At 62.9% G+C, this 25032-nt stretch carries 20 protein-coding genes; 14 read left to right on the top strand and 6 right to left on the bottom strand.

The window, feature by feature from the left end; genetic code table 11:
• Positions 1 to 60: 60 nt before the first annotated feature.
• The 9 genes from LBW87_RS11205 (at position 61) to LBW87_RS11165 (ending at position 10178) form a co-directional block, all read left to right on the top strand.
• Positions 61 to 723 (top strand): response regulator transcription factor, encoded by a 663-nt coding sequence (locus LBW87_RS11205; RefSeq protein ID WP_225201548.1) that lies wholly within the window; start codon positions 61 to 63, stop codon positions 721 to 723.
• Positions 724 to 735: 12 nt separating this feature from the next.
• The gene (locus LBW87_RS11200; RefSeq protein ID WP_225201547.1) at positions 736 to 2106 is read left to right on the top strand and encodes a sensor histidine kinase; all 1371 of its coding nucleotides are present in this window, start codon (positions 736 to 738) and stop codon (positions 2104 to 2106) included.
• A gap of 118 nt (positions 2107 to 2224) precedes the next feature.
• Positions 2225 to 2443: a hypothetical protein gene (locus LBW87_RS11195; RefSeq protein WP_008112157.1), complete on the top strand. Its 219-nt coding sequence runs from the start codon at positions 2225 to 2227 to the stop codon at positions 2441 to 2443.
• Positions 2440 to 2931, top strand: a complete 492-nt coding sequence (locus tag LBW87_RS11190) for a SecDF P1 head subdomain-containing protein (RefSeq protein ID WP_225201546.1) — start codon at positions 2440 to 2442, stop codon at positions 2929 to 2931. Before LBW87_RS11195 ends, LBW87_RS11190 begins: the two co-directional genes overlap by 4 nt.
• Before the next feature lie 279 nt (positions 2932 to 3210).
• Positions 3211 to 3864: a DUF1345 domain-containing protein gene (locus tag LBW87_RS11185; RefSeq protein ID WP_225201545.1), complete on the top strand. Its 654-nt coding sequence runs from the start codon at positions 3211 to 3213 to the stop codon at positions 3862 to 3864.
• A 202-nt stretch (positions 3865 to 4066) separates the two neighbouring features.
• Positions 4067 to 7609: a response regulator gene (locus LBW87_RS11180; RefSeq protein WP_225201544.1), complete on the top strand. Its 3543-nt coding sequence runs from the start codon at positions 4067 to 4069 to the stop codon at positions 7607 to 7609.
• A 15-nt stretch (positions 7610 to 7624) separates the two neighbouring features.
• A complete protein-coding gene (locus LBW87_RS11175) occupies positions 7625 to 8452 on the top strand; it encodes a CheR family methyltransferase (protein WP_225201543.1) in 828 nt (275 codons plus the stop codon).
• Positions 8449 to 9063 (top strand): chemotaxis protein CheB, encoded by a 615-nt coding sequence (locus LBW87_RS11170; RefSeq protein ID WP_225201542.1) that lies wholly within the window; start codon positions 8449 to 8451, stop codon positions 9061 to 9063. The genes LBW87_RS11175 and LBW87_RS11170 overlap by 4 nt, the downstream gene beginning before the upstream one ends.
• Positions 9060 to 10178, top strand: a complete 1119-nt coding sequence (locus tag LBW87_RS11165; protein ID WP_225201541.1) for an ATP-binding protein — start codon at positions 9060 to 9062, stop codon at positions 10176 to 10178. The genes LBW87_RS11170 and LBW87_RS11165 overlap by 4 nt, the downstream gene beginning before the upstream one ends.
• 38 nt (positions 10179 to 10216) lie before the next feature.
• Here the strand turns inward: LBW87_RS11165 and LBW87_RS11160 are convergent, their stop codons facing one another.
• Positions 10217 to 10474 carry a hypothetical protein gene (locus LBW87_RS11160; protein WP_225201540.1) on the bottom strand — a complete coding sequence of 86 codons (258 nt, stop codon included), beginning with the start codon at positions 10472 to 10474 and terminating at the stop codon, positions 10217 to 10219.
• Positions 10475 to 10700: 226 nt separating this feature from the next.
• Positions 10701 to 13463, bottom strand: a complete 2763-nt coding sequence (gene mgtA, locus LBW87_RS11155; RefSeq protein WP_225201539.1) for a magnesium-translocating P-type ATPase — start codon at positions 13461 to 13463, stop codon at positions 10701 to 10703.
• A gap of 890 nt (positions 13464 to 14353) precedes the next feature.
• Between mgtA and LBW87_RS11150 the strand changes: the two genes are divergently transcribed.
• Positions 14354 to 14536 carry a hypothetical protein gene (locus LBW87_RS11150; protein WP_225201538.1) on the top strand — a complete coding sequence of 61 codons (183 nt, stop codon included), beginning with the start codon at positions 14354 to 14356 and terminating at the stop codon, positions 14534 to 14536.
• A gap of 180 nt (positions 14537 to 14716) precedes the next feature.
• Here the strand turns inward: LBW87_RS11150 and LBW87_RS11145 are convergent, their stop codons facing one another.
• Positions 14717 to 15922 carry a diguanylate cyclase gene (locus LBW87_RS11145; protein WP_225201537.1) on the bottom strand — a complete coding sequence of 402 codons (1206 nt, stop codon included), beginning with the start codon at positions 15920 to 15922 and terminating at the stop codon, positions 14717 to 14719.
• Positions 15923 to 16079: 157 nt separating this feature from the next.
• Between LBW87_RS11145 and dacB the strand changes: the two genes are divergently transcribed.
• Positions 16080 to 17519 carry a D-alanyl-D-alanine carboxypeptidase/D-alanyl-D-alanine-endopeptidase gene (dacB, locus tag LBW87_RS11140; RefSeq protein WP_225201536.1) on the top strand — a complete coding sequence of 480 codons (1440 nt, stop codon included), beginning with the start codon at positions 16080 to 16082 and terminating at the stop codon, positions 17517 to 17519.
• 61 nt (positions 17520 to 17580) lie between these two features.
• A complete protein-coding gene (pyrF, locus tag LBW87_RS11135; protein ID WP_225201535.1) occupies positions 17581 to 18399 on the top strand; it encodes an orotidine-5'-phosphate decarboxylase in 819 nt (272 codons plus the stop codon).
• A 149-nt stretch (positions 18400 to 18548) separates the two neighbouring features.
• Here pyrF and LBW87_RS11130 read toward each other — a convergent pair whose 3' ends face one another.
• The 3 genes from LBW87_RS11130 to thiL all read right to left on the bottom strand — a co-directional run bounded on the left by LBW87_RS11130 (position 18549) and on the right by thiL (position 20639).
• A complete protein-coding gene (locus LBW87_RS11130; protein ID WP_225201534.1) occupies positions 18549 to 19031 on the bottom strand; it encodes a CinA family protein in 483 nt (160 codons plus the stop codon).
• A 106-nt stretch (positions 19032 to 19137) separates the two neighbouring features.
• Positions 19138 to 19677: a phosphatidylglycerophosphatase A gene (locus LBW87_RS11125; RefSeq protein ID WP_225201533.1), complete on the bottom strand. Its 540-nt coding sequence runs from the start codon at positions 19675 to 19677 to the stop codon at positions 19138 to 19140.
• Positions 19674 to 20639, bottom strand: coding sequence for a thiamine-phosphate kinase (gene thiL / locus LBW87_RS11120; protein ID WP_225201532.1), 966 nt, complete (start codon positions 20637 to 20639; stop codon positions 19674 to 19676). Before thiL ends, LBW87_RS11125 begins: the two co-directional genes overlap by 4 nt.
• A gap of 433 nt (positions 20640 to 21072) precedes the next feature.
• Here thiL and LBW87_RS11115 point away from each other — a divergent pair, with 433 nt between their 5' ends.
• Positions 21073 to 23385 carry an NADP-dependent malic enzyme gene (locus LBW87_RS11115; protein ID WP_265112924.1) on the top strand — a complete coding sequence of 771 codons (2313 nt, stop codon included), beginning with the start codon at positions 21073 to 21075 and terminating at the stop codon, positions 23383 to 23385.
• A 300-nt stretch (positions 23386 to 23685) separates the two neighbouring features.
• The gene (locus LBW87_RS11110) at positions 23686 to 25017 is read left to right on the top strand and encodes an MFS family transporter (protein ID WP_225201531.1); all 1332 of its coding nucleotides are present in this window, start codon (positions 23686 to 23688) and stop codon (positions 25015 to 25017) included.
• The last annotated feature ends 15 nt before the right edge of the window (positions 25018 to 25032 follow it).

Genomic DNA, 25032 nt, shown 5'->3' with positions numbered 1-25032 from the left:
CTTGAAATACGATGAACCGTGGCGCCGGATTTGGCGTTTTCCTTTAAGCCTTGAAGCCCTATGAACGTATTGTTGGTCGAAGACGATCCGGTGCTCACCGACGGCCTGTCGCGAGTGCTCAATTCGCACGGATTCACCGTGCATACCGTCAACAACGGCACCGATGCCCTGTCGCAGCGTTTCAATGCGTCGGTGCTGGTGCTCGATATCGGCCTGCCGGATATCGATGGCTTCGAGGTATTGCGACGGATGCGCTCGGCCGGCAACAACACGCCGGTGCTGCTGCTGACGGCACGCGACACGATTCCCGACCGGGTGCATGGGCTGGAGCTGGGGGCCGACGATTACCTGGTCAAGCCCTTTGCCACGCCCGAACTGGTGGCGCGCATCAAGGCGCTGATCCGACGCAGTGCGCCGCAGCCGGCGCAATTGCTGGTGGGCGGGCTGTCGCTCGATAACGCCACCAAGCGCGCCGAGATCAATGGCCGCCGCATCGAGCTGTCGCTGCGCGAATGGACCGTGCTCGAATACCTGATGCAGCACGCCTCGCGCGTGGTGTCGAAACAGCAGATCATCGACGCCGTGCTGCCCTGGGGCGAAGACTTCACCATCAATGCGGTCGAGGTGTATGTCTCGCGCATCCGGCTCAAGATCGCCGACTCGGGCGTCGCCATCCGCACCATTCGCGGGTTCGGCTACATGCTCGAAAAGAGCGACAGTTAAGCCGCCGCCGGCATGTCGGTTCCGCACGCCAGTATCCGGCGCAACCTGCTCAAATGGTTGATCGCGCCGCTGCTGCTGATCAATCTGGTTGGCGGCGGCGTGACCTATTGGCTGGCGTGGCTGCCGGCCCAGCATGCATTCGACCAGAACCTGATGGACTCGACCTGGGCCTTGTACGCCCAGGTGCGGCACCGCCAGGAGCACACCACCGCCGAACTCACCCAGCAGGCCGAACAGATCCTGCGCAGCAACCATTCCGACACCACCTTCTTCGCCGTGCGCGACACCGATGGCCAGATCGTGGTCGGCGACCGCGGCTTTCCGGCCATGGTCGAGAGCGACGTCTTCGACCGCCCGATCAGCTACGACGCCGAGATGCGCGGCGAACCGGTGCGCATCGCCGCGTTGCAGGTGCGGGTCAAGAATGGCGTGATCTCGATGGCCGTGGCCGAAACGGTGCGCAAGCGCAACCGGGCCCACTACACCATCCTGTTGTCGCTGCTCATTACCGAAGGCGTGCTGACCTTCATCTCGGTCACCGTGGTGATGCTGGCGGTGCGGCGCGGGTTGCGGCCGTTGCGCAGCCTGCAGCGCAATCTCGAACAACGCGGCCACGGCAAGCTGGGCGCCATCGATAGCGGCGGCGCGCCGATCGAACTGGTGCCGCTGATCGGCGCCATGAACGAGTTGCTGGCGCGTATCGCCAAGGGCGAGGAGGCGCAGCAGAATTTTCTGGCGGACGTGGCGCATCAGTTGCGCACGCCCCTGACCGGGCTCAAGCTGCAACTGGAACTGCTGCACGCCAAGCATGCCGACGAAGCCGATACCACCCGCTCGGTGACGATGATGAATTCGTCGGTCGAACGCATGATCCGCCAGAGTCGGCAATTGCTGGCCCTGGCGCGTTCCGAGCCGGGCCTGTTCGAGCAGCGCAAGCTCGAGATGCTGTCGCTGGACAAGCTGGTGGAAGAATCGATCCAGCACTTCATCGAGGAAGCCGACAAGAAGAACATCGATCTGGGATTCGACCTGGTCCCGGCGCGCCTGGCGGGCGACCGTTTCCTGTTGCGCGACCTGATCGACAACCTGATCGACAATGCGATCCGCTATTCGCCGGCCGGTGGCAGCGTCACGGTACGCTGCCTGGAACAGGACGACGCCACGCTGCTGACCATCGAAGACAGCGGGCCGGGCATCGCCCCTGAACACCGCGAACGCATCTTCGACCGTTTCTACCGCGCCAACGACAAGGTCGCCGGTAGCGGCCTGGGCCTGGCCATCGTGCGCGAGATCGCCCACGATCATGGCGCCACCATCACCCTGGCCTGCGGCGAGCAGGGGCAGGGTACGGTGATTACGGTGCGGTTTGCGCAGGCGGCCTGAGACCGTATTGCATTTTTGTTAATTATTTCTTCTTGGGAATAATGCGCAACGAGGGCGTCGAACCACCGCAGCACACTTATGTCTAACTGCCACTTTGACCCATCCGATCGGAGGCAGCATGAGCGACAAGGTATTGCAGAGCGGCACCCATATTGCCCGTTACGACGCACAGAAGAATCCCGACGACACCTTCGAGGCGCAAGTCTTCGTGCGGTTGTCCCGCGAGCCAGAGCTGGCCGAGACTTATATTCCCGTCGGCATCTTTCCCACTGAAGCCGAAGCGCTCGCCGGCGCTCGCGAACGCGCCGAGCGCGCCTTGAAGGAGCATGAGTTTTGAGCGCCGCCATCCTCACCCGGGCTGGCTGGCGTCGCGCCCTGGCCGCCGTGGCGGTGCTGGCCGTGGTGGCCGGCTGTGCCAGCAGCGGCGACAAGCTGTCGGCGACGCAGCCGTTCGAATTGCGCGGGGCCACCACGGCTGCGACCGAGGGCTGGATCAAGGCCGGCAGCAGTGATGTTCCCGGCACGGTGGTCTATCTGGCGCCGCGCGCCATCCTGGGCGCGGCCGATGTCGAACGCGCGACCGTGCAGAAGGATGCCGCTGGCCGCTCGGTGTTGCTGCTGCAATTCACGCCCGCCGGCACCGCACGGCTGACGGCCGGCACCCGTGAACTGGTCGGACGCCAGTTGGCCGCCGTGGTCGAAGGCCGGGTGACCAACATCGCCAAGGTGACCGAGCCGATGACCATTAACACCATGGCGCTGACCGGGTTTGCCAGCTTTGACGACGCCACCCGGGTGGCGCATGCCATCTCGGCGCGTCGTTAGGGCCTGTTCACATTAAATCTGCGAGATGCGCTGCCTGGGGGCAACCCTTCGGGAGAGGCCGGCAAGCATCGCCTGCCGTTGTTGCAGCTCCTTGCCGTAGCACCACTACGGCGCGTCGCTACGCCTAGCCAGACAACGCTTGCCGACCTCTCGCACTCGCAGATTTAATGTGAACAGGCCCTGGTACACCGAGGGCAGCTTGAGAACGGCTGAAACATGTTATGTTTCAGCCGTTTCGCCTTGTGCGCCCCCCATCTTCGCTTTCCTGCCGCCGCCCCTATGTCCGTTGCCCGCCATATTGTCCAGGTTCATCCCCGGTTGTTAGTGGCCGCTGCCGCTGGCCTTGTGGCCGGAGCATGCTGGCCATCCGGCTCGGTGGTCTCTCATTGCCTCATCGGGTGGAATGTCGGGGTCTGGCTTTACCTGTTCTTTCTGTGGTCGATGATGCTGCGGGCCGATGCGCAAGCCACCAAGCGCCGCGCCGAGCAGGAAGACGAAAGTGCGCAACTGGTGCTGGCGATGGTGTGCGTGGCGGCCGTCGCCAGCCTGGTCGCGATCCTGCTGGAGCTGGCCGGCGGCCAGGGCGAGCAGGGCAGGCTGGGGCGCTATGTGTTCACGGGCGCCACGGTATTGGGCTCGTGGCTGATGATCGGCACCATCTTCACGGTGCACTATGCACGCCAGTTCTATGCCGACGACGATGACCCATCGGCCTTGCCGTTGCGCTTTGCCGATGGCGTGGCGCGTCCCGACTACTGGGATTTTCTTTATTTTTCATTCACCATCAGCGTGGCCGTGCAAACCTCCGATGTGGGCGTGGCCACCCGTGCGCTGAGAAAGACGGTGCTGGCGCATTCGCTGATCTGTTTTATTTTCAATGCCGCCATCATCGGCTTGTCGATCAATATCGCCGCCAGCCTGGCCGGGGGCTGAGTGGGGACTGGGCGCCGGATTGAACCGAACGTCGCAAGCCCTGTCCTAGCCGGGTTCGGGCCATTGCCGCACTGCATGATGGCAGGCCGTACTGCTAATAAACAAGTATAATTTTTGGCACTTTTTGCCACGCAGAAATGCGTAGGGAGGGGGATCACGGTCCCTCGTCGGCTCATTAGAATCTATTAGAACGGAGCGCACCGTGCCGGTTTTTTCCAGCCAAGCCGAAGAACGCATTGCCACATTCAAGCGCCAGAGCAAGGGCGCATTCTCGGGGCCACCGCTGCCGCCCGGGCCACTGGTGGGGTTCGGCATCGCCATCCTGGCGGTGATCCTGATCTCGATCTTCACGCTGCAAGCCTCGATCACCCGTACCGAAGCGGCCGATGCCGTCTCGCACACCATCGACGTGCGCGAACAGCTGCAGGTGCTGATCTCGGCGATGAAGGATGCCGAAACCAGCCAGCGAGGTTTTTTGCTGACCGGCGCTGAAAGTTACCTGGCGCCGTACAACCAGGCCAAGGCGGCATTGCCCGGCGAATTCGACAAGCTGCGCAAGCTGGTGTCGGATAGCGCCGAGCAGTTGCAGCGGCTGTCGCAGGTCGAATCCATCACCCGTGAAAAGATGGACGAACTGGGTGAAACCATCACCCTGCGTCGCAATGGCGACGCCGCCGGCGCGCTGGCGGTGGTGCAGTCGGACCGCGGCAAGATGGCCATGGATCGCGTGCGGGCGGTCGTGCGCGAGATGGAAAACACCGAACGCAATTTGCTGGCCACGCGCCAGGGCGACTGGCAGGACGCGGTGCTGTTTTCCAGCATCGTCACCTGGGGTGGTTCATCGCTGTTGCTGCTGTTGATCCTGGCGTCGGCCGTGATGACCTCGCGTGACTATCGCAGCCGCGAAAAGCAGACCTGGATCCGTTCCGGGCAGATGGGCCTGGCGCAGCGCCTGCAGGGCGACCAGCGCCTGGAGCTGCTGGGTGAGAACACGCTCAATTTCCTGGCCAATTACCTCAATGCCCAGATCGGCGCGATCTACCTGCGCAAGAGCAGCGGCCAGTTCGAGCGCTTCGGCGGCTATGCCATGCCCGCCGGCGCAGGTGCGCTGGCGTTGCACGACGGCGAGGGCTTGCTGGGCCAGGCGGTCAAGCAGAACCAGGCGATGCATGTGCGCGATGTGCCGCAAGACTATTTCGCGGTGTCGTCGGCCACGGGGCAACTTGCGCCGAAGGAATTGCTGATCGTGCCGGCAGCCGCTGAAGGCCAGGTGCAGGCGGTGTTCGAACTCGGCTTCCTGCGTCGCATCCGGCCTGAAGAAGAAGAATTGCTGGCGCGCCTGTCGGACCAGATCGCGATTGCCGTGCGTTCGTCCAAGGATCGCAGCCGCCTGGAAGAACTGCTGGAAGAAACCCAGCGCCAGGCCGAGGAGCTGCAGGCGCAACAGGAAGAACTGCGGGTCAACAACGAAGAGCTGGAAGAGCAGGGCCAGGCGCTGAAGGCTTCGCAACTGCGACTCGAAACGCAACAGGCCGAACTGGAAGAAACCAACGCCCAGCTGGAAGAGCAGGCGCAACTGCTGGAAACCCAGAAGGACGATCTGGCCAAGACCCAGGTGGTGCTGGTGGACAAGGCCACCGAGCTGGAGCGCGCCAACCAGTACAAGAGCGAGTTCCTGGCCAACATGAGCCACGAACTGCGTACCCCGCTCAACTCGACCCTGATCCTGGCCAAGCTGCTGGCCGACAACAAGCACGGCAACCTGAGCGAAGAGCAGGTGCGTTTTGCCCAGACCATCTCGTCGGCCGGCAACGACCTGCTGGCGCTGATCAACGATATCCTCGACCTGTCGAAGATGGAGGCCGGCAAGCTCGATATCCTGCCCGAGCCGTTCGCGGTGGCCAAGCTGGCCGACGAATTGCGCGCGGTGTTTGCCGTGACCGCCCAGCAGAAGGGCCTGGCGCTGCGCGTGAGCGTCGATCCGGCTGCGCCGCCACAGATCGAAACCGATATCCAGCGCCTGAGCCAGATCCTCAAGAATCTGCTGTCCAACGCCATCAAGTTCACCGAGAAGGGCGAAGTGACCATGACCGTGCGGGATGCCGGGGCCGGTCATGTGGCCTTCGTGGTGCGCGATACCGGCATCGGCATCGGCGCCGAGCAGCACCAGTTCATCTTCGAGGCCTTCCGCCAGGCCGATGGCAGCACTCACCGCAAGTACGGCGGCACCGGGCTGGGATTGTCGATCTCGCGCGATCTCGCGCGCCTGCTGGGCGGCGATATCCAGGTCCAGAGCCGGGAGGGCGAGGGCAGCATCTTCACCCTGACGCTGCCGCGTGTGTATGCCGGCGACGGCGATGCGCCGTCGGGCATGTCCGGTTCGGCTACCCCGACACAGGCGTCGGGACTGCAATGGCCGGCGTCCACATCGACCTTGTCGCCCACCTCGGCCGGCGCGGTGGCCGCTGCCCCCGATGTGCGGTCGAACCAGACGCATCCGGGACGGGCCCTGACCGAGATCGCCATCGAAGACGACCGTCATCGCATCGAACCCAATGCGCGCCTGATCCTGGTGTGCGAGGACGACACGGCGTTCGCCCTGATCCTGCGCGACCTGGTGCATGAGATGGGCTTCCAGTGCGTGATTACCCACTCGGCCAACGACGGCGTGGCCGCGGCCGAGATGTACCGCCCCAGCGCCATCCTGCTCGACATGAACCTGCCCGATTTTTCCGGCCTGGGCGTGCTCGACCAGATCAAGCGCAATCCGCGCACCCGGCATATTCCGGTGCATGTGGTGTCGGTGGCCGACTATGCCCAGGAAGCGATGGAGCGCGGCGCGATCGGCTACGCCCTCAAGCCGGTGCAGCGCGAGGAACTGGTGAGCGCGGTGCGCAAGCTGGAGGCCAAGTTCCTGCAGGACCTGCGTCATGTGCTGGTGGTCGAGGATGATGCCCGCCAGCTCGACAGCATCCGCCAGTTGCTGGCGGGCGAGAACATCAACATCGTCGGCGTCAATACCGCCGGTGACGCGCTGCGCCACTTGCAGCAGGCCACCTTCGACTGCATGGTGATGGACTTGAACCTGCCCGACCTGTCCGGTTACCAGTTGCTGGAGAAGATGGCCGAGCAGGATCAGGTCGCGTTCCCGCCGGTGATCGTCTATACCGGGCGCTCGCTGAAAGCCGAGGAAGAACAGCGCCTGCGCCGCTTCTCGCGCTCCATCATCATCAAGGATGCGCGTTCGCCCGAGCGCCTGCTGGACGAAGTCACGCTGTTCCTGCACCAGGTCGAGACCAAGCTGCCGGCCGAAAGCCAGCGCATGCTGAAGGTGGCGCGCGACCGTGAGACCGTGTTCGAAGGACGCCGGGTGCTGGTGGTGGAAGACGACGTGCGCAATATCTTTGCCCTGTCGTCGGTGCTGGAGCCGAAGGGCATGAAGATCGAGATCGCCCGCAATGGCCTCGAGGCGCTGGCGGCGCTGGAGCGCAGCCGCGCTACCGACGAGGCGGCGATCGACCTGGTACTGATGGACATCATGATGCCCGAGATGGATGGCCTGACCGCCATGCGCGAGATCCGCAAGAAACCCGAATGGAAGAAGCTGGCGATCATCGCGCTGACCGCCAAGGCCATGAAGGACGACCAGGAAAAATGCCTGGTCGCCGGCGCCAATGATTACATCGCCAAACCACTGGATGTGGAAAAGCTGCTATCGCTGGTGCGGGTCTGGATGCCAAAGTAATTATTGGATACGGACATGACTGATAAACACTTCGACATCGAGATGCAATTGCTGCTCGATGCGATCTACCTCAAGTACCACTGCGATTTTCGTGGTTATGCTGGCTCGTCGCTCAAGCGGCGGCTGACCACGGCGCTGGGCCGCTTCGAGTGCGCCACGCTGTCGCAGCTGCAGGACCGGGTGCTGCATGACCCGGCGGTGTTCCCGGCGCTGATGGATTACCTCACGGTGCAGGTCAGCGAGATGTTTCGCGACCCGACTTATTTTTTGTCGTTGCGCGAGAAGGTGGTGCCGTTGCTGCGCACCTATCCTTCGCTGAAGATCTGGGTGGCTGGCTGCAGCACCGGCGAAGAGGTCTATTCGCTGGCGATCCTGCTGCGCGAGGAAGGTCTGCTGGAGCGTACCCTGATCTACGCCACCGACATCAACCAGGCCGCGCTGAAGAAGGCCGAGGCTGGCGTCTACGACCTGGAACGCATCCCAGGATTCACCAGCAATCACCAGAAGTCGGGCGGCACCACCTCGCTTTCGGATTACTATACGGCAGCCTATGGCGCGGTGGTGTTCGACAAGTCGCTGCGCCGCAATGTGGTGTTCTCGGATCACAGCCTGGCCACCGATAGCGTATTTGCCGAAATGCAGCTGGTGTCGTGCCGCAATGTGCTGATCTACTTCAATCGCCAGTTACAGGAACGGGCATTGGGATTGTTTCGCGAGTCGCTCTGCCGCAAGGGTTTCCTGGGACTGGGTTCGAAGGAATCGTTGCGCTTCTCGGCCCACAACAGCGCCTTTGACGAAGTGGTGCGCGAAGACCGTATCTTCCAGAAGAAGGGCGAGCTGTGAGCGCCGCCATCGATTGTTCAGCGGTCGAGGCAGTCGTCATCGGCGCCTCTGCCGGTGGCGTCGAGGCGCTGCTCGAGATATTGCCGGCGCTGCGCGCCGAGGCGGCGCCGCCGACCATGGTGGTGCTGCATATTCCGCGCGAGCGGCCCAGCCTGCTGGCGCAGATATTCGATGCCCGTTGCGCATTGCCGGTGCTGGAGGCGCAGGACAAGGACCCGCTGCAGGCAGCGACGATCTATTTCGCAGCACCGGACTACCACTTGCTGGTCGATGGCAGCCAGGCAGCGCCGCTGCTGGCGATGTCCAATGATGAGGCAGTGAATTATTCGCGGCCGGCGATCGATGTGCTGTTCGAATCGGCCGCAGACCATTTTGGCCCGCGCTTGCTGGGCATCGTGCTGACCGGTGGCAACCAGGACGGCGCGGCGGGCCTGCAGGCCATTCGTGCCGCCGGCGGCATGACGATGGTGCAGGACCCGGAGCACGCGCAGGCACCGTACATGCCCGAGCAGGCATTGGCCGCCGGACCGATAGATTATGTGTTGACGCTGGCGCAGATTGCCGATGTGCTGGCGTCGCTGAGCGTCAAGGGTGAAAGGAAAAGCAGGTGACTGACAATAACAAGGGACAGCCTTTGCCGCGCGTGAAGTTCTTGCTGGTCGATGACCTGGCCGAGAACTTGCTGGCGTTGTCTGCGCTGCTGCAGCGCGACGACGTCGAGCTGCTGCAGGCGCGCTCCGGATTCGAAGCGCTGGAGTTGCTGCTGGTGCATGACGTGGCGCTGGCGTTGATCGACGTCCAGATGCCGATGATGGACGGCTTCGAGCTGGCCGAGCTGATCCGCGGCAGCGAGCGCACCCGCAATATTCCGCTGATCTTCGTGACCGCCGGCACGCGCGACGAGCATCGCATGTTCAAGGGCTACGAGAGCGGTGCGGTTGATTTTCTGTATAAGCCGATCGAACCGCACATCCTGCGCAACAAGGCCGAGGTGTTCTTCCAGCTGTACCGTCAGAAGCAACAACTGGCGCTCGAATTGCGCGAGCGCACCGAAACCTTGCGCACCAACGAAATGTTCGTGGCCATCCTCGGCCACGATCTGCGCAACCCGCTGAGCGCGGTGATGATGGCGGCCACGCTGGTGCAGCGAACCTATAACGAAGAGGTCGCGCAAAAGGCGTCGCAGCAGATCCTCAACAGCGGCAAGCGCATGGCCAAGCTGATCGAGAACATGCTCGATCTTGCCCGCGCCCGCCTGGGCGGCGGCATTGCGCTGGCGCGCGAGCAGATGGCGCTGGGTGAGGTGACGGGCCGGGTGGCGCAGGAATATCGGGCGACTTATCCCGACTGCATCATCGACTGCGGTCGCATCGGCGACGACGCCGGTCATTGGGATCCTGAGCGTCTGGCCCAAGTGGTGGCCAACCTGCTCGGCAATGCCTTGCAGCATGGTGTGGCGGGGCAACCGGTGCGCGTGCACATCGATGGCACCGCTGAGCATGAAGTGCTGTTGCAGGTGTCCAACCGGGGCGTCATTCCGGCCGACGTGCTGCCTTCGATCTTCGACCCGTTCCGGGGCGGCGAAAGAACTTCAGGCGCCCGTAATGGCCTGGGCCTGGGGCTCTATATTGCCCAGCAGATCGTGACCGCGCATGGCGGTCGGGTCGACGTGGTGTCCAGTGAAGAGACGCAGACGGTGGTGACCGTCCACTTGCCGCGCCATTGAAGCAGATCGCCGACGCGGCGCAGAAGAGATCGGAAAGCTCAGACCTGCTCGCCCAGGGCGGTCTGGATCGATGCCACCACGTGGGCGCGCACCAGTTCCTGCAATGAGTGGCCGGAAAGGATGTTGTGCGAGATCGAGCCCACGCGCGACAGCGCTTCCCGCGCACCCCAGCTGACGCTGGCGCTCCACGCGATCGATTCGCCACCGCGATAGTCGGCGTGATACTGGTAGATCTTGCCGTCGCTGATGCTCTTGTAACTGCCTTCGCAGATACCTTCGTGCTGAATTGCGTCCATTGAATTTCCCCGGTTCCGCTGGTATGTCTTTTGGTGAGTTTTTGTTTGATGTCGTGAGATTAACGATCACACGGTGTAGGCACCATCGGGAAAACCCTGAAATTCAAGGTAAAAAAGCTTACCCCTTGCCGAGGGGTAAGCTTTTTGTCTTCTTTTTGTCTTTCATGCGACTTGTTCTAGGTCATCGTCGCGTTATTGCAGGGGGGCGGTGCCTGTTTCAGCGACCTTACTGCCACCCGTAACGCCGCGCATACCAATTCTTCATGACCTGGATCAGCACTGCATACGCCACCAGGATGGCGGCCAGCCAGGCGAAGTACGACAGCGGCAGCGCTTCCAGCTTGAAGTAGTGCGCCAGCGGCGACATCGGCAGGAACACGCCGGCGGCCATGATGATGAGCGTCATGCCCATCAACGGCCAGGCTGCGCGGCTCTGGAAGAACGGCACGCGGCGGGTGCGGATCATGTGCACGATCAGCGTTTGCGACAGCAGGCCTTCGATGAACCAGCCGGATTGGAACAGGGTCTGGTGGTCGGGCGAGTTGGCGCCGAACACGAACCACATCAGGGCAAAGGTGGAGACGTCGAAGATCGAGCTGATCGGGCCGAAGAACACCATGAAGCGACCGATGTCGGCCGGGTCCCAGCGCTGCGGCTTGTCCAGGAATTCGCGGTCGACGTTGTCGAACGGGATGGCGATCTGCGACACGTCATACAGCAGGTTCTGCACCAGCAGATGCAAGGGCAGCATCGGCAGGAAGGGCAGGAAGGCGCTGGCGATCAGGACCGAGAACACATTGCCGAAGTTCGAGCTGGCGGTCATCTTGATGTACTTGAGCATGTTGGCGAAGGTCTTGCGGCCCTCCAGCACGCCTTCTTCCAGCACCATCAGGCTCTTCTCGAGCAGGATCAGGTCGGCCGCTTCCTTGGCGATATCGACGGCGGTATCGACCGAGATGCCGATGTCGGCCGCGCGCAAGGCCGGGGCGTCGTTGATGCCGTCGCCCATGAAGCCGACCACGTGGCCCTGGTCGTGCAGCACGCGCACAATGCGTTCCTTGTGGGCCGGGCTCAGCTTGGCGAACACCGTGACTTTCTCGGCGGCCACGGCGAGTTCCTGGTCATTCATCTTTTCCACATCGCCGCCCAGCAGCATGCCGTCGACTTCGAGTCCCACCTCGCGGCAGATCTTGGCGGTGACCAACTGGTTGTCGCCGGTCAGGATCTTGACTGCCACGCCGTGCGCGCGCAATGCTGCCAGCGCCGGCGCGGTCGACTCCTTCGGCGGATCGAGGAAGGCGATGTAACCGACCAGCACCAGGTCCGATTCGTCGGCCAGGCCGTAGGTTTCCTTGGTGGGCGGCAGGTCCTTGGCGGCGACGCCGACCACGCGCAGGCCTTCGGCATTCAGGCGTGCGGTGGTGGCGTGGATTTCTTCCAGCAACGCGGGGGTCAGCGGCACCACGCGGCCGTCATGGCGGGCATGGGTACAGACCGAGACGATCTCTTCGACCGCGCCCTTGCAGATCAGCTCGTGATGGTCTTCGCGTTCGCTGACGACGACCGACATGCGGCGGCGCTGGAAGTCGAATGGAATCTCGTCCACCTTGCGGTAGGCCGAGGCCACCGACATTTCGCGCTGCAGCTCCGCGTGCTCCAGCACGGCCACGTCCAGCAGGTTCTTCAGGCCGGTCTGGTAGTAGCTGTTCAGGTAGGCGTATTGCAGCACTTCATCGTCGCGCTCGCCACGGATGTCGGTATGACGCTCGAGGAAGATCTTGTCCTGCGTCAGGGTGCCGGTCTTGTCGGTGCACAGCACGTCCATGGCGCCGAAGTTCTGGATCGCATCGAGCCGCTTGACGATCACCTTCTTGCGCGACAGCGCCACTGCCCCCTTGGCCAGGGTCGAGGTGACGATCATGGGCAGCATCTCGGGGGTCAGGCCCACCGCCACCGACAGGCCGAACAGGAAGGCTTCGACCCAATCGCCCTTGGTGAAGCCGTTGAGGAAGAACACCACCGGCGTCATCACCAGCATGAAACGGATCAGCAGCCAGCTGACCTTGTTGACGCCCGACTGGAACGCCGTGGGGCTGCGGTCGGTGGCGGTGACGCGCTCGGCCAGTGCGCCGAAGTAGGTGCGCTTGCCGGTGGTGACGACCACTGCAGTGGCCGAGCCGCTGACCACGTTGGTGCCCATGAAGCACAGGTTGTCCAGCTCCAGCGGGCTGGCCGTGTTGAGGTTGCTGGGGCTGGCGAATTTCTCGACCGGCAGCGATTCGCCGGTCATCGCAGCCTGGCTGACGAACAGGTCCTTGGCGGCCAGCAGGCGCAGGTCGGCCGGCATCATGTCGCCCGCCGACAGCAGCACGATGTCGCCCGGCACCAGTTGCCGGATCGGCACTTCGACCCGGCGTGCGCCGCGCGACTGCAGTTGCACGTCGAAATAACGGCGCGCTTCTTCGGCGATCTCTTCGCGCAGGTCATGGCGCATCACGGTGGCGGTGTTGCTCACCATTTCCTTGAGCTTGTCGGCGGCCGTGTTGGAGCGCGCCTCCTGCACGAAGCGCATCAGGGTCGACACCACCACCATGGTGCCGATGACAATCGCCGCCTTCATGTCTTCGGTATAGAACGAGACCGCCGCCAGCAGCGTCAGCAGCAGGTTGAAGGGGTTCTTGTAGCAGTGCCACAGGTGCACCGGCCAGGACAGCGGCTTTTCGTGCTCGACTTCGTTGGGGCCGACCTCGGCCCGGATCGCGGCAGCTTCGTTTTCAGTCAGGCCATCCGGGCGCGAACCCAGGCGTTGCAGCAGCTCGGCGCTGTCGCAGTGAGCAGCCTGGTTCAGTTGCTCGGCCAGCGTTTGCGGGACCTCGCGGGTCAGCGGGGCGCTACGGAACATGTCCATGCCCAGGCGCCGGAAATGGCGGTCCATGCCGCGGGCGCGGATGAAGGTGACGAAGGTTTCTTTCAACAGGTTCAGATTCATGATGCACTTCTTTTCTTGTTGTTTGCGCACGCTAGTCAATGGTGCGCAGGGCTTGCGATGGAGCGTTCGATTCAACGCTCGTCGTGTCGGCCGGGGCTGGCCTTGCCGGTGGGGTGGTTCATGGTGGTTCCTGTTGCATCACAGCCTCCGCTTAGGATTGGGAGGAGTGCCTGTCGTCGGTACCTGTGACGCGACGCAAGGAGCCGCCAGCACGGCGGATCTGTCAGCTAATCGTCAGCATATTCGTACCCAAGCGGATGCGTTTCCCGGCGCCGGGTTGGCGGGGAAGGCATGAGGCTGCCGCGAGGCAGCAAAGGGCAAGCGAAGCCGTGACGCTGTTTGCGTAGCGGTCGATCGTTGATCTGTCGTTGTGGGGAATGACGATGCGGGTGGGGCGCTGCGCATTGTCGTGCGCGGCCTGCATCGTTATGCCGTCATCTGCCTTGGGCAAAATGACGACAGGAGGGAGTCCTGCGGAAATCTTGCCTGGCTTAACCGGAAATTAACCGGCAACAACTGTCACCCGAACAAGTACCCATGAGAGGGACTCCATTTAATGAGAACGGACGAATTCTACGCTCGTGCTCAAAAATGGGTCAAGGCAATTTAGCCTTTAAAACTAACTTTTGTGCGATCGCAACATCATTCGGCTCGCATCACCCTCGCTGCTATGCAGCAACGAAAGTTGTACGGGATGCTTGTGTTATTGAGCATGCGGCCTATACTCGAATCAACAAGAGCATCGTAAAAGCCAAGTCCAGAGCCGGTTTCAGGCTCCTGTCAGGTTTTGTCAATCAAGTTTGATGACGCATTGTTAGTTACGCGAATCGTCATGCTGATCGATGCTTAGAATAATTCGAGAATGAGACAGGCCAATGAGGAGACGCATCATGCCTAATATCATCATGAACAACCTGGTGTTTTTTGTCCCGATGACGTTGGCGGGTTTGTTACTCTGCGGTGAAGTGCCGGTGGCCTCGCGTGCCATCCGCATGACACTGCGTACGGTCGGCGCGGTAGGTGGCGCGCTGATGGCGCTATTGGTACTGGAGGCTCTGCCGGTACTGATCTGACGGGCTTGATGGGCTCGTCTTGCCGCTAGCCGCGGCCGGCGGGGCATTGGCTACAGACCTGGGATATTCGATGGTCTGATTGAACAAGCCGATTGTCCCGCCTTGATTTCCCTAGGTCGATATCTTCACAGTGGCCTCGTGGCGGCCCCGAAGATGTCGGCCTTTTTTGCGTCCACGCATTCAGTACGCTGGCTGCGGCGAGCCAACGCTGGCTTCATCCCAGGCCACGACGCAGTCGCGGCCGTTCTTCTTGGCGCGATACATCGCATGGTCGGCCCGCTGCAGCCACACGTAGTGGGCTTCCATTTCACGCTCGAACGGGACCAGGCCGGCGCTCACCGTGCATCCGCGCAAGCCTTCCGGGATCATCTGGTGCCGGCGTACTTCATCGACCAGGCGCTGGGTCAGCTGCAGCGCTTCGTTGAAGCCGGTGTCGCGCAGGATCACCACGAATTCTTCACCGCCGTAGCGACCGATCGCATCCTGCTCGCGCAGATTGCTGCGCAGCAGGGCGGCAAATCTGCGCAGCACCTCGTCGCCCACCAAGTGGCCGTGGGTGTCGTTGATCGATTTGAAATGGTCCAGGTCCAGCAGCAACAGGCAGGCTTGGCGTGGGCGCACCCGGTTGCCGCAGCGCTCGAATTCCCAGATCAGCAGGTTTTCCCAGTAACGGCGGTTGAACAGTCCGGTCAGGCCGTCGGTCTGGCTGACGAGCTCGAAGGCGCGCGAGCGTTCGGCCAGCTTGCGCGACATGTCGTAAGTAGTCTTGCCCAATGCCAACGGATACAGCGCCAGCATCGGCAGGCTGGCGAGGATGGTGGTGATATTGGCGTGCGGCGCAAAGCTGAAGCCCAGCACCAGCCAGCCCAATGCAAAACCGGTCAGGTTGGCATAAAGGCCACGCATGAACAGGCGAATGCCGCCGGCGGCGATGTTATCCATCGAGACCATGGTGATGATCACCGCCGCCGGCACCAGGCTGCCCTGCATGGCGGCGACCCAGAAGCCGGCGTAGACCGAGTCGATCACCAGGTTGCGACGTTCGGCACGGTAGGGGATGTGGCAGCGCAGCGCCCACATCCGCGCCACTTGCGGCCACACCAGTGCGTGCATCAGGAGCAGGGTCCAGGCTAGCCAGCCGGCGGCATGTTCGTGCAGTCCGGCGCCGACACACACGAAACCGGTGGCCACGCCCACCATGCGCATGCGGTAGATGCGTTCGACAAACCGTACGCCGCGGCCGATCAGTTCTTCCGGTGGCGGATCGTCGGCACGGGTCGGTCGTTGCGCAAACAAGGTCAGCGGATTGAGCAGCGCCAGCAGCGACGGCAGGTCGGGCCGCCGTCGGCGTGATGGGTCGCGCGCTTTGCTGGTGTCTGTTGGCATATTCTTGATTTACTGCCGCCGCCGTCAGCCCCCTCAGGCTGGCGGATTGCGGGACGCGAATTATCGCATGGCCCCAATGCCGGGCGTGATGGCGTGTCACGGCAGATGGAGCGGCGCATCTCTCCTATAATGCGTGACCCGTCTCTTTGGTTGAATCATGTCACGTCTGTTTCGTATCTCTGGTGTTTCCCGGTTCCTGATCGTTACCCTGTCATTGCTTGCCGGCAACGCGCCGCTGGCGGCGCAAAGCCTGCCGCCGCCGGTGGTGGGCGCACTGCGGGTCGCGCATATCCCGCAACAGAATGTGGGGGTGCTGGTGCTCGATGCCGACAGCGGCACGCGGGCGCTGGTGTCGAACAACGTCAACCAGCCCTTCAATCCGGCCTCGGTCATGAAGCTGGTCACCACCAACGCCGCCCTCGAGTTGCTGGGGCCGACCTTTTCGTGGAAGACCCAGGCCTATGTCGATGGCGTGTTGAGCCAGGGCGTGCTGCAGGGGGATTTGATCATCAAGGGCGGCGGCGATCCCAAGCTGGTAATGGAAAACTTCTGGCTGCTGCTGCGCCAGTTGCGCGCCGCCGGCCTGCGCCAGATCAACGGCAACCTGGTGCTGGATCGTAGTTACTTTGCCGACAATCTCTACGACCCTTCGCAGTTCGACGGCGATCCGCAAAAGCCCTATAACGTCGGCCCGGATGCCTTGTTGCTGAACTACAAGACGATCGCTTATCGCTTTACCCCCGATCCGGCCGCCAACACCGTGACGGTCACCACCGATCCGCCGCTGGCCGGTTATGCGCTGACGCCGCCGCGCCTGACATCAGAGCCGTGCCCGGCTGACTGGCAGAACCGCCTGATGCTGGGCAATGAAGCCAGCGGCGCCTCGTTTGCCGGCAGCTATGCCGCCGATTGCGGTCCGCGCAGCTGGTACGTCAATCCGTATCGGATGTCGCACGTGCAATACGTGGGGCAGGCCTTTCAGCAAATGTGGGCCGATCTGGGCGGCAGTTTTTCGGGGCGCGTGGTCAATGGCGTGGTGACGCCGTCGGCGCGCCCGCTGGCGCAATGGCAATCGCCTACGCTGCCCGAGGTGATTCGCGATATCAACAAGTACAGCAATAACGTGATGGCGCGTCAGGTTTTGCTGACCGTGGCCGCCGAGATGAGCGGCCAGCCGGGCGACACCGTCAATGGCGCGCGGGTGGTGCGCTCGTGGCTCAACGACAAAGGCATCGACACCAGCGCCCTGGCCATCGAGAACGGCGCCGGCCTGTCGCGCATCGAGCGGGTCTCGCCGCTGTTGCTGGGCCGCATGCTGGTGCAGGCCTATCGCTCGCCGCTGATGCCCGAGTTCGTCTCGTCGTTGCCGCTGGTCGGCTATGACGGCACCATGCGGCGCCGCCTGAAGAGCCAGGGTGTGGCTGGCCAGGCGCATATCAAGACCGGCACGCTCAACGACGTGCGCTCGATTGCCGGCTATGTGCAGGCGGCCTCCGGCAAGAGCTATGTCGTGGTGTTTCTGATCAATCATGCGGCAGCGCCCAGTGGTCAGAAGGCCCAGGATGCATTGCTGCAATGGGTGTACGAGAACGGCTGAGAGCGCCGCCACTGGCCGCCGGCGCGATACAATATCGGATCTTTACCATCAAGGCACACCCGTGACATTCATCGACAAGCTCAACGGCGCGTGGAAAACGCGTAACTCCCTGCTGTGCGTGGGGCTGGACCCCGACGTCAAGAAGATTCCCGAGGAGTTGCGCGGCAAGTCCGATGCCATCTTTGAGTTCTGCCGCGCCATCGTCGACGCCACCGCTGACGCGGCCTGTGCCTTCAAGCCCCAGATTGCCTATTTTGCCGCGCTGGGCGCCGAAGACCAGCTGGAGCAGATCTGCGCCTATATTCGCCGCCATTACCCCGATATCCCGCTGGTGCTCGACGCCAAGCGCGGCGACATCGGCGCCACCGCCGAGCAATACGCGCGCGAAGCCTTCGAGCGCTACAACGCCGACGTGGTCACGGTCAGTCCCTACATGGGCTGGGATTCTGTGGCGCCTTATCTGGAATACAAGGATCGTGGCGTGATCGTGCTGTGCCGCACGTCCAATGCGGGCGGTTCCGATCTGCAGTTCCTCGATGTCGCGGGCCGGCCGCTGTACCAGCACGTGGCGCGCCTGGTGGCCGAGAAGTGGAACACCAATGGCCAGTGCGGCCTGGTGGTAGGGGCGACTTTCCCGCAGGAGCTGGCGCAGGTGCGCGCCATCATCGGCGACATGCCGCTGCTGGTGCCCGGCGTGGGCGCCCAGGGCGGCGACGTCGAGGCCACCGTCAAGGCTGGCCGCACCGCAGCCGGCACCGGCATGATGATCAACTCGTCACGCGCCATCCTGTATGCCGCGCGTGAACCGGGTGAAGACTACACCGCCGCTGCGCGCCGGGTAGCGCTCGAGACGCGGGACGCGATCAACAAGTACCGTTGATCGCGGTCGGCTCGACAGCCGACACCGTATGCGTCGGGCGGAGAATCAGGAAAATATTCTTGAGATGAAGCGAAAGACGCTGGGCCCTGACTTTCGTCAGGGCGACGGAATCGGAGTGATAAGTTATTCCGTCGCGCCGGCGGATAACGTTAGTCCGACAGCAACTTCAACAATCCCTTCAGCGAATGCACGACCGTCTGTTCGCGCACTTCGCGGCGGTCGCCCGCAAACACCAATCGTTCGGTATAAGTCTTGTCGCCCACGCGCCAGCCGAAGCAGACGGTGCCGACCGGCTTGCCGGGCACTGCGCCGCCCGGCCCGGCGATGCCGGTGGTCGAGACGGCCACGTGCGAACTGCTGTTGGCCACGGCGCCCTCGGCCATGGCGCCGGCGATTTCCTCACTGACCGCGCCATGCTGGGCGATGAGCGACTCGGCGATGTCGAGCAATTCGTTCTTGGATGCGTTGGAATAAGTGATGAAGCCGCAGTCGAACCATTCGGAAGAACCGGCGATTTCGGTGATGGCGTGCGCCACGCCGCCCCCGGTGCATGATTCGGCAGTGGCTAACAGCAGACCGCGGGCCTTCAGGGCCTGGCCTACGCGGGTGGCTAAGTCGATCGTGGTGTCCATGAATGTCATCCTCGGTTAGGGCCTGGGGCACTCAGGTGGTGACCTGTGGCAGTGATCAGATACATGCATGGTGAAGCATACTCCGGTCGCGGCCATTGTTGAACCGTCAGCCGTAGACGCGCCAGAACGCCAGCACCAGCAAGGTATAGAAGGCGGCCACGATGTCGTCCCACATGACGCCGAAGCCACCTTTGAAATGGCGGTCGAACCAGGCGATCGGCGGCGGCTTGACCATGTCGAAGAAGCGGAACACGACGAAGGCGGCGAACTGCTCTTTCAGGCTGGCCGGCGACACCATCAACAGCACCAGCCAGATGGCGATGATCTCGTCCCACACCATGCTACCGTCATCGGGCGAGTTGAGCGCGCGCCCGGTGCGATGGCAGGCCCAGATGCCGATCACGAAGCCCGCCACCACGATGGCCAGCCAGTTGGCCGTAGTGAATACCTGCGGCCAGCGCGTCGTCAGCACCGCATACGACAGCCAGCCGAACAGGGTGCCGGCGGTGCCGGGCATGATCGGCGACAGGCCGCTGCCGAAGCCCTGCGCAATCCAGTGTGCGGGATGCGCCAGCATGAAGCGGGCGTTGGCGCGACGGCACGGCAGGGTCGGGCCGGCCGTACCGGGAACAGTATCTTGGGTCATGAACGGAAATGATCGAATGAGTCTTGCGCAAGTGGCATCGCCTGGCCGTTGGCGTCAACGATGCGCAGCCCGGCGGCGGCTTCGATGCTGCCGACCCGCGCCACTTCGACGCCAGCTGCGTGGGCCGCCTTCTGGATGGCATCGCGTTGACGCACCGGTGCAGTAAAGCACAGTTCGTAGTCGTCGCCGCCGGTCAGCGTAAAGCGACGGCGCAGGTCGAGTTCGCGCTGTTGCAGGACATTGCCGGGGGGCAGGGCGTCCACCTGGAGCGTGGCGCCCACGCCCGAGCGCGACAGGATATGGCCGAGGTCGCCGGCCAGGCCGTCCGAGATATCGATGGCAGCGTGGGCGATGCCGCGCAGCGCCACGCCGAGCTCGACCCGTGGTGTCGGTTCGTGCATGCGGGGCGCTGCGCGCAGCAATTCGGTGTCCGACAGCGTCAGTTCGTTGCGATAGGCGGCCAGCGCCAGGCGGGCGTCGCCCAGCGAGCCCGAGACCCAGATATCGTCGCCGGCGCGCGCGGCATCGCGGCGCAGCGATTGTTGTGGCGGCACTTCGCCAAAGATCGTGATCGAGATCGTCAGCGGGCCGCGGGTGGTATCGCCCCCGATGAGCTCGCAGCCGTGGCGGTCGGCCAGCGCCAGCATGCCAGCCGAAAACGGCGCCAGCCAGGCCGGATCCGCTTCGGGCAGCGCCAGTGCCAGCGTGAAGGCAATCGGTTGCGCCCCCATCGCCGCCAGGTCCGACAGGTTGACCGCCAGGCATTTATGGCCCAGCGCCTGCGGATCTGCATCGGCAAAGAAGTGACGGCCGCTGACCAGCATGTCGCTGGAAATGGCCAGTTGCATGCCCGGCGCCGGTGTCATCAGCGCGCAATCATCACCCACGCCAAGCGCGGTGCGACTGTCAGGCGCAGGCGGGCGTTGAAAGTAGCGCGCGATGAGTTCGAATTCGGAAAGCATGCGCCGATTGTAACCAATCCGTCATCGCATCTGGCGCACAATATCGCCAGATAACTAAGCACCGGCGCGAACTTTTCTAAATTTTTTTGCAAGCCGAGCGTGAATGCTGCGCTGCAATATGCACTGAAAGAGCGCGGCGGCCTGCGCTTCGGGCACTAAGGAGTATCCACAGTGGGCAACGCCGGGCGCCCCGTTGAGCACGGTGGCAGCGGCATGGCGCTTGCGCGAACATGCTCGCATCAGGTCACGAACAGTCGTCAATTGCACCGTCAAAGGGCATGTTCGCGAACATCACGCACCGCTCGCGGCTGCGCGCAAAGCCCCTACCGGACTGGCTTTGCGCGCAGCAGCATGAGGCAGGCGGCCTATGATTGGGGGGCGACCTCTGCTAGAATCACCGGTCTTCGCAAGTCAATAGAGAGAATACAGAGTTATGGATTCGATGATCAGTAAGAAAGAAGAAGTGCGTCAGCAACTTCGTCAGGCAGCGCTGGATTACCATGAGTTTCCGACGCCGGGCAAGATCAGTGTCACGCCCACCAAGCTGCTGACCAACCAGCGCGATCTCTCCCTGGCTTACTCTCCCGGCGTGGCCGCGGCTTGCGAAGAAATCGTCGCCGATCCGCTCAATGCATTCAAGTACACCGCCCGTGGCAACCTGGTGGCCGTGATCACCAACGGCACCGCCGTTCTGGGCCTGGGCAACATCGGTGCGCTGGCCTCCAAGCCGGTGATGGAAGGCAAGGGCGTGCTGTTCAAGAAGTTCGCCGGCATCGACGTCTTCGACATCGAAATCAACGAGAACGACCCCGACAAGCTGATCGACGTCATCGCGGCCCTCGAGCCGACCTTCGGCGGCATCAACCTGGAAGACATCAAGGCGCCAGAGTGCTTCTACATCGAGCGCAAGCTGCGCGAAAAGATGAAGATCCCGGTCTTCCACGATGACCAGCACGGTACCGCCATCATCGTTGGCGCTGCGATCCTGAACGGCCTCAAGGTGGTCGGCAAGAACATCAAGGAAGTCAAGCTGGTGGTGTCGGGCGCAGGCGCTGCGGCGCTGGCCTGCCTGGACCTGATCGTCGACCTGGGCTTCCCGATCGAGAACATCTACGTGACCGACCTGGCCGGCGTGGTCTACAAGGGCCGCCAGGAACTGATGGATCCGGACAAGGAGCGTTTCGCGCGTGAAACCGACGCCCGCACCCTGGCCGAAGTCATCCCCGATGCCGACATCTTCCTCGGCCTGTCGGCCGCCGGCGTGCTCAAGCAGGACATGGTCAAGCAGATGGCGCCGCGTCCGCTGGTGCTGGCGCTGGCCAACCCGACCCCTGAAATCCTGCCTGAAGATGTGATGGCGGTGCGTGACGACGCCATCATCGCCACCGGCCGTTCGGACTATCCGAACCAGGTCAACAACGTGCTGTGCTTCCCGTACATCTTCCGCGGCGCGCTCGATTCGGGCGCCACCACCATCACCCGCGAGATGGAAATCGCCACCGTGCACGCCATCGCCGAGCTGGCCCAGGCCGAGCAGTCCGACATCGTGGCTGCCACCTATGGCGTGACCAACCTGTCGTTCGGCCCCGAGTACATCATTCCGAAGCCGTTCGATCCGCGCCTGATGATCAAGATCGCGCCGGCCGTAGCGCGCGCAGCCGAGGCCTCGGGCGTGGCCGCCCGTCCGATCCAGGACATGGGCGCCTACATCGAGAAGCTGGAGCAGTTCGTCTATCACAGCGGCACCGTGATGCGCCCGATCTTCCAGGTCGCCAAGAAGGCAGCCGAAGCCCAGAAGCGCATCGTCTACGCCGAAGGCGAAGAAGAGCGCGTGCTGCGCGCGGTGCAGGTGATCGTCGACGAGAAGCTGGCCAAGCCGATCCTGGTGGGCCGTCCGGAAGTGCTGGAACAACGCATCAAGAAGTTCGGCCTGCGCCTGCGCGCCGGCACCGACTTCGAAGTGATCAATCCTAACTTCGACAATCGCTACCGCGATTACTGGCAGAGCTTCCTCGAGCTGTCGCGCCGCAAGGGCGTCACCGAGCAATACGCCAAGCTGGAAATGCGTCGTCGTCATACCCTGATCGGTTCGATGGCGATCCACAAGGGCGACGCCGACGGCATGATCTGCGGCACCTACGGCACCACCCAGCTGCACCTGCACTACATCGACCAGGTGCTGGGCAAGCGTCCGGGCGTGAACGTCTACGCGGCGATGAACATCGTGATCCTGCCGAATCGCCAGCTGGTGCTGGTCGATACGCATGTCAACGAGAACCCGACTGCGCAGGAGCTGGCCGAGATCACCATTCTGGCCGCCGAAGAAATGCGTCGCCTGGGCCTGCAACCGCGCGCCGCGCTGCTGTCGCATTCGAACTTCGGTTCCAGCAACAGCGCATCGGCCATCAAGATGCGCGAAGCGCTGGCGATCATCCGCGAAGTCGCGCCCGACCTGGAAGTGGACGGCGAAATGCACGGCGACACCGCGCTCGACAGCAAGCTGCTGAACGCGGCGATCCCCGATTCGCCATTGAAGGGCGACGCCAACCTGCTGGTGATGCCCAACATCGACGCCGCCAACATCGCCTACAACCTGCTCAAGACCGCATCGGGCAATGGCGTGGCGATCGGCCCGATCCTGCTGGGTTGCGCCAAGCCGGTGCATATCCTGACGCCATCGGCGACGGTTCGCCGCATCATCAACATGACCGCCTTGTGCGTCATGGATGCCTTGTCGGATCGTTGATCGACTGAGTCGTCATTCAAGAAAGTCCGATGAACGGCGCATGCTGCGAGGCATGCGCCGTTTTTCATTTTGCGTGCGGCCAGTGCTTGGCTGGAAATCCGCGCAAGCGCTTTCGGAAGGGATGCGGATATCCGCACAGTTGCTGCGCCGCCGCAATTGATCTATCCAAAAAACATGATAAAAATCAATGACTTGTCTTCTGTCGTGAGGGTGCTCTGCGCTGGCACAAAGCCTGCAATAAGGCTTGCCAACCATTGCTTCCAACATCAAGGCGCGGCCAGCGCCAATACAGGAGATCCCATGACTGCAAAGACCAAGCTCAGCCCGGCTGAGTACCGCAAGCGCATTTTTGCCATCCTCGGCGCCTCGTCCGGCAACCTGGTCGAATGGTTCGACTTCTACGTCTACTCGTTCTGTGCGATCTACTTCGCGCCGGCGTTCTTCCCCAAGGGTGATCCGACTACCCAGTTGCTCAATACGGCCGGCGTGTTCGCCGCAGGCTTCCTGATGCGTCCCATCGGCGGCTGGCTGTTTGGCCGCATCGCCGACAAGCATGGTCGCAAGACATCGATGCTGATCTCGGTGCTGATGATGTGCGGCGGTTCGCTGGCGTTGGCGCTGATGCCGACCTACGCCATGATCGGCGCCTGGGCGCCGGCGCTGCTGCTGCTGGCGCGCCTGATCCAGGGCCTGTCGGTGGGCGGTGAGTACGGCACGTCGGCGACCTACATGAGCGAGATCGCGCCCAATGGCCGACGCGGTTTCTTTGCCTCGTTCCAGTATGTGACGCTGATCGGCGGCCAGTTGCTGGCCGTGCTGGTATTGTTCGGCATGCAGCAGTGGCTGTCGCGCGAAGAACTGATGGCCTGGGGCTGGCGCGTGCCGTTCGCGCTGGGCGCACTGGGCGCACTGGTGGCCATGTATCTGCGCAGCTCGCTGGCCGAGACTGCATCTTCGGATGTGCGCAAGACCAAGGACGCCGGCACCCTGAAGGGCCTGTTGAAGCACAAGCGCGCCTTCATCAACGTGGTCGGCTTTACCGCCGGTGGTTCGCTGATGTTCTACACCTTCACCACCTACATGCAGAAATACCTGGTCAATACTGCCGGCATGGATCCCAAGATCGCCAACGGCGTGATGACCGGCGCGTTGTTCGTCTACATGATCCTGCAGCCGATCTTCGGCGCCATCTCCGACAAGATCGGCCGCCGCAATTCGATGCTGTGCTTTGCCTTCCTGGGCATGCTGTGCACCTTCCCGATCCTGCATCTGCTCAAGGATGTCACCAGCGCCTACGCGGCATTCGGCCTGGCGATCCTGGCGCTGACCATCCTCAGTTTCTATACGTCCATCGGTGGTTTGATCAAGGCCGAGATGTTCCCGGCCGAGGTACGTGCGCTGGGCGTGGGCCTGTCGTATGCGGTGGGCAACGCGATCTTTGGCGGCTCGGCCGAGTTCGTGGCGCTGTCGCTGAAGTCGGCCGGCATGGAATCGGCCTTCTACTGGTACGTCACCGCGATGTGCCTGGTGGCGCTGATCGTCACGCTGCGCATGCCGGACCCGCAACGCGACGGCCATCTGCACGATGATGTGCTGGTCGATGAAGGCAGTGCGGCGCGCAAGCCCGCATAATGCCAGCGCGCAGCC

Origin of the sequence: Herbaspirillum sp. alder98, from assembly GCF_020179755.1 — a bacterium.
Classification (GTDB): Bacteria; Pseudomonadota; Gammaproteobacteria; order Burkholderiales; family Burkholderiaceae_D; genus Herbaspirillum.
The sequence above is the reverse complement of the archived record's forward strand: the minus strand, read 5'-3'. Positions and strand labels throughout refer to the sequence as shown.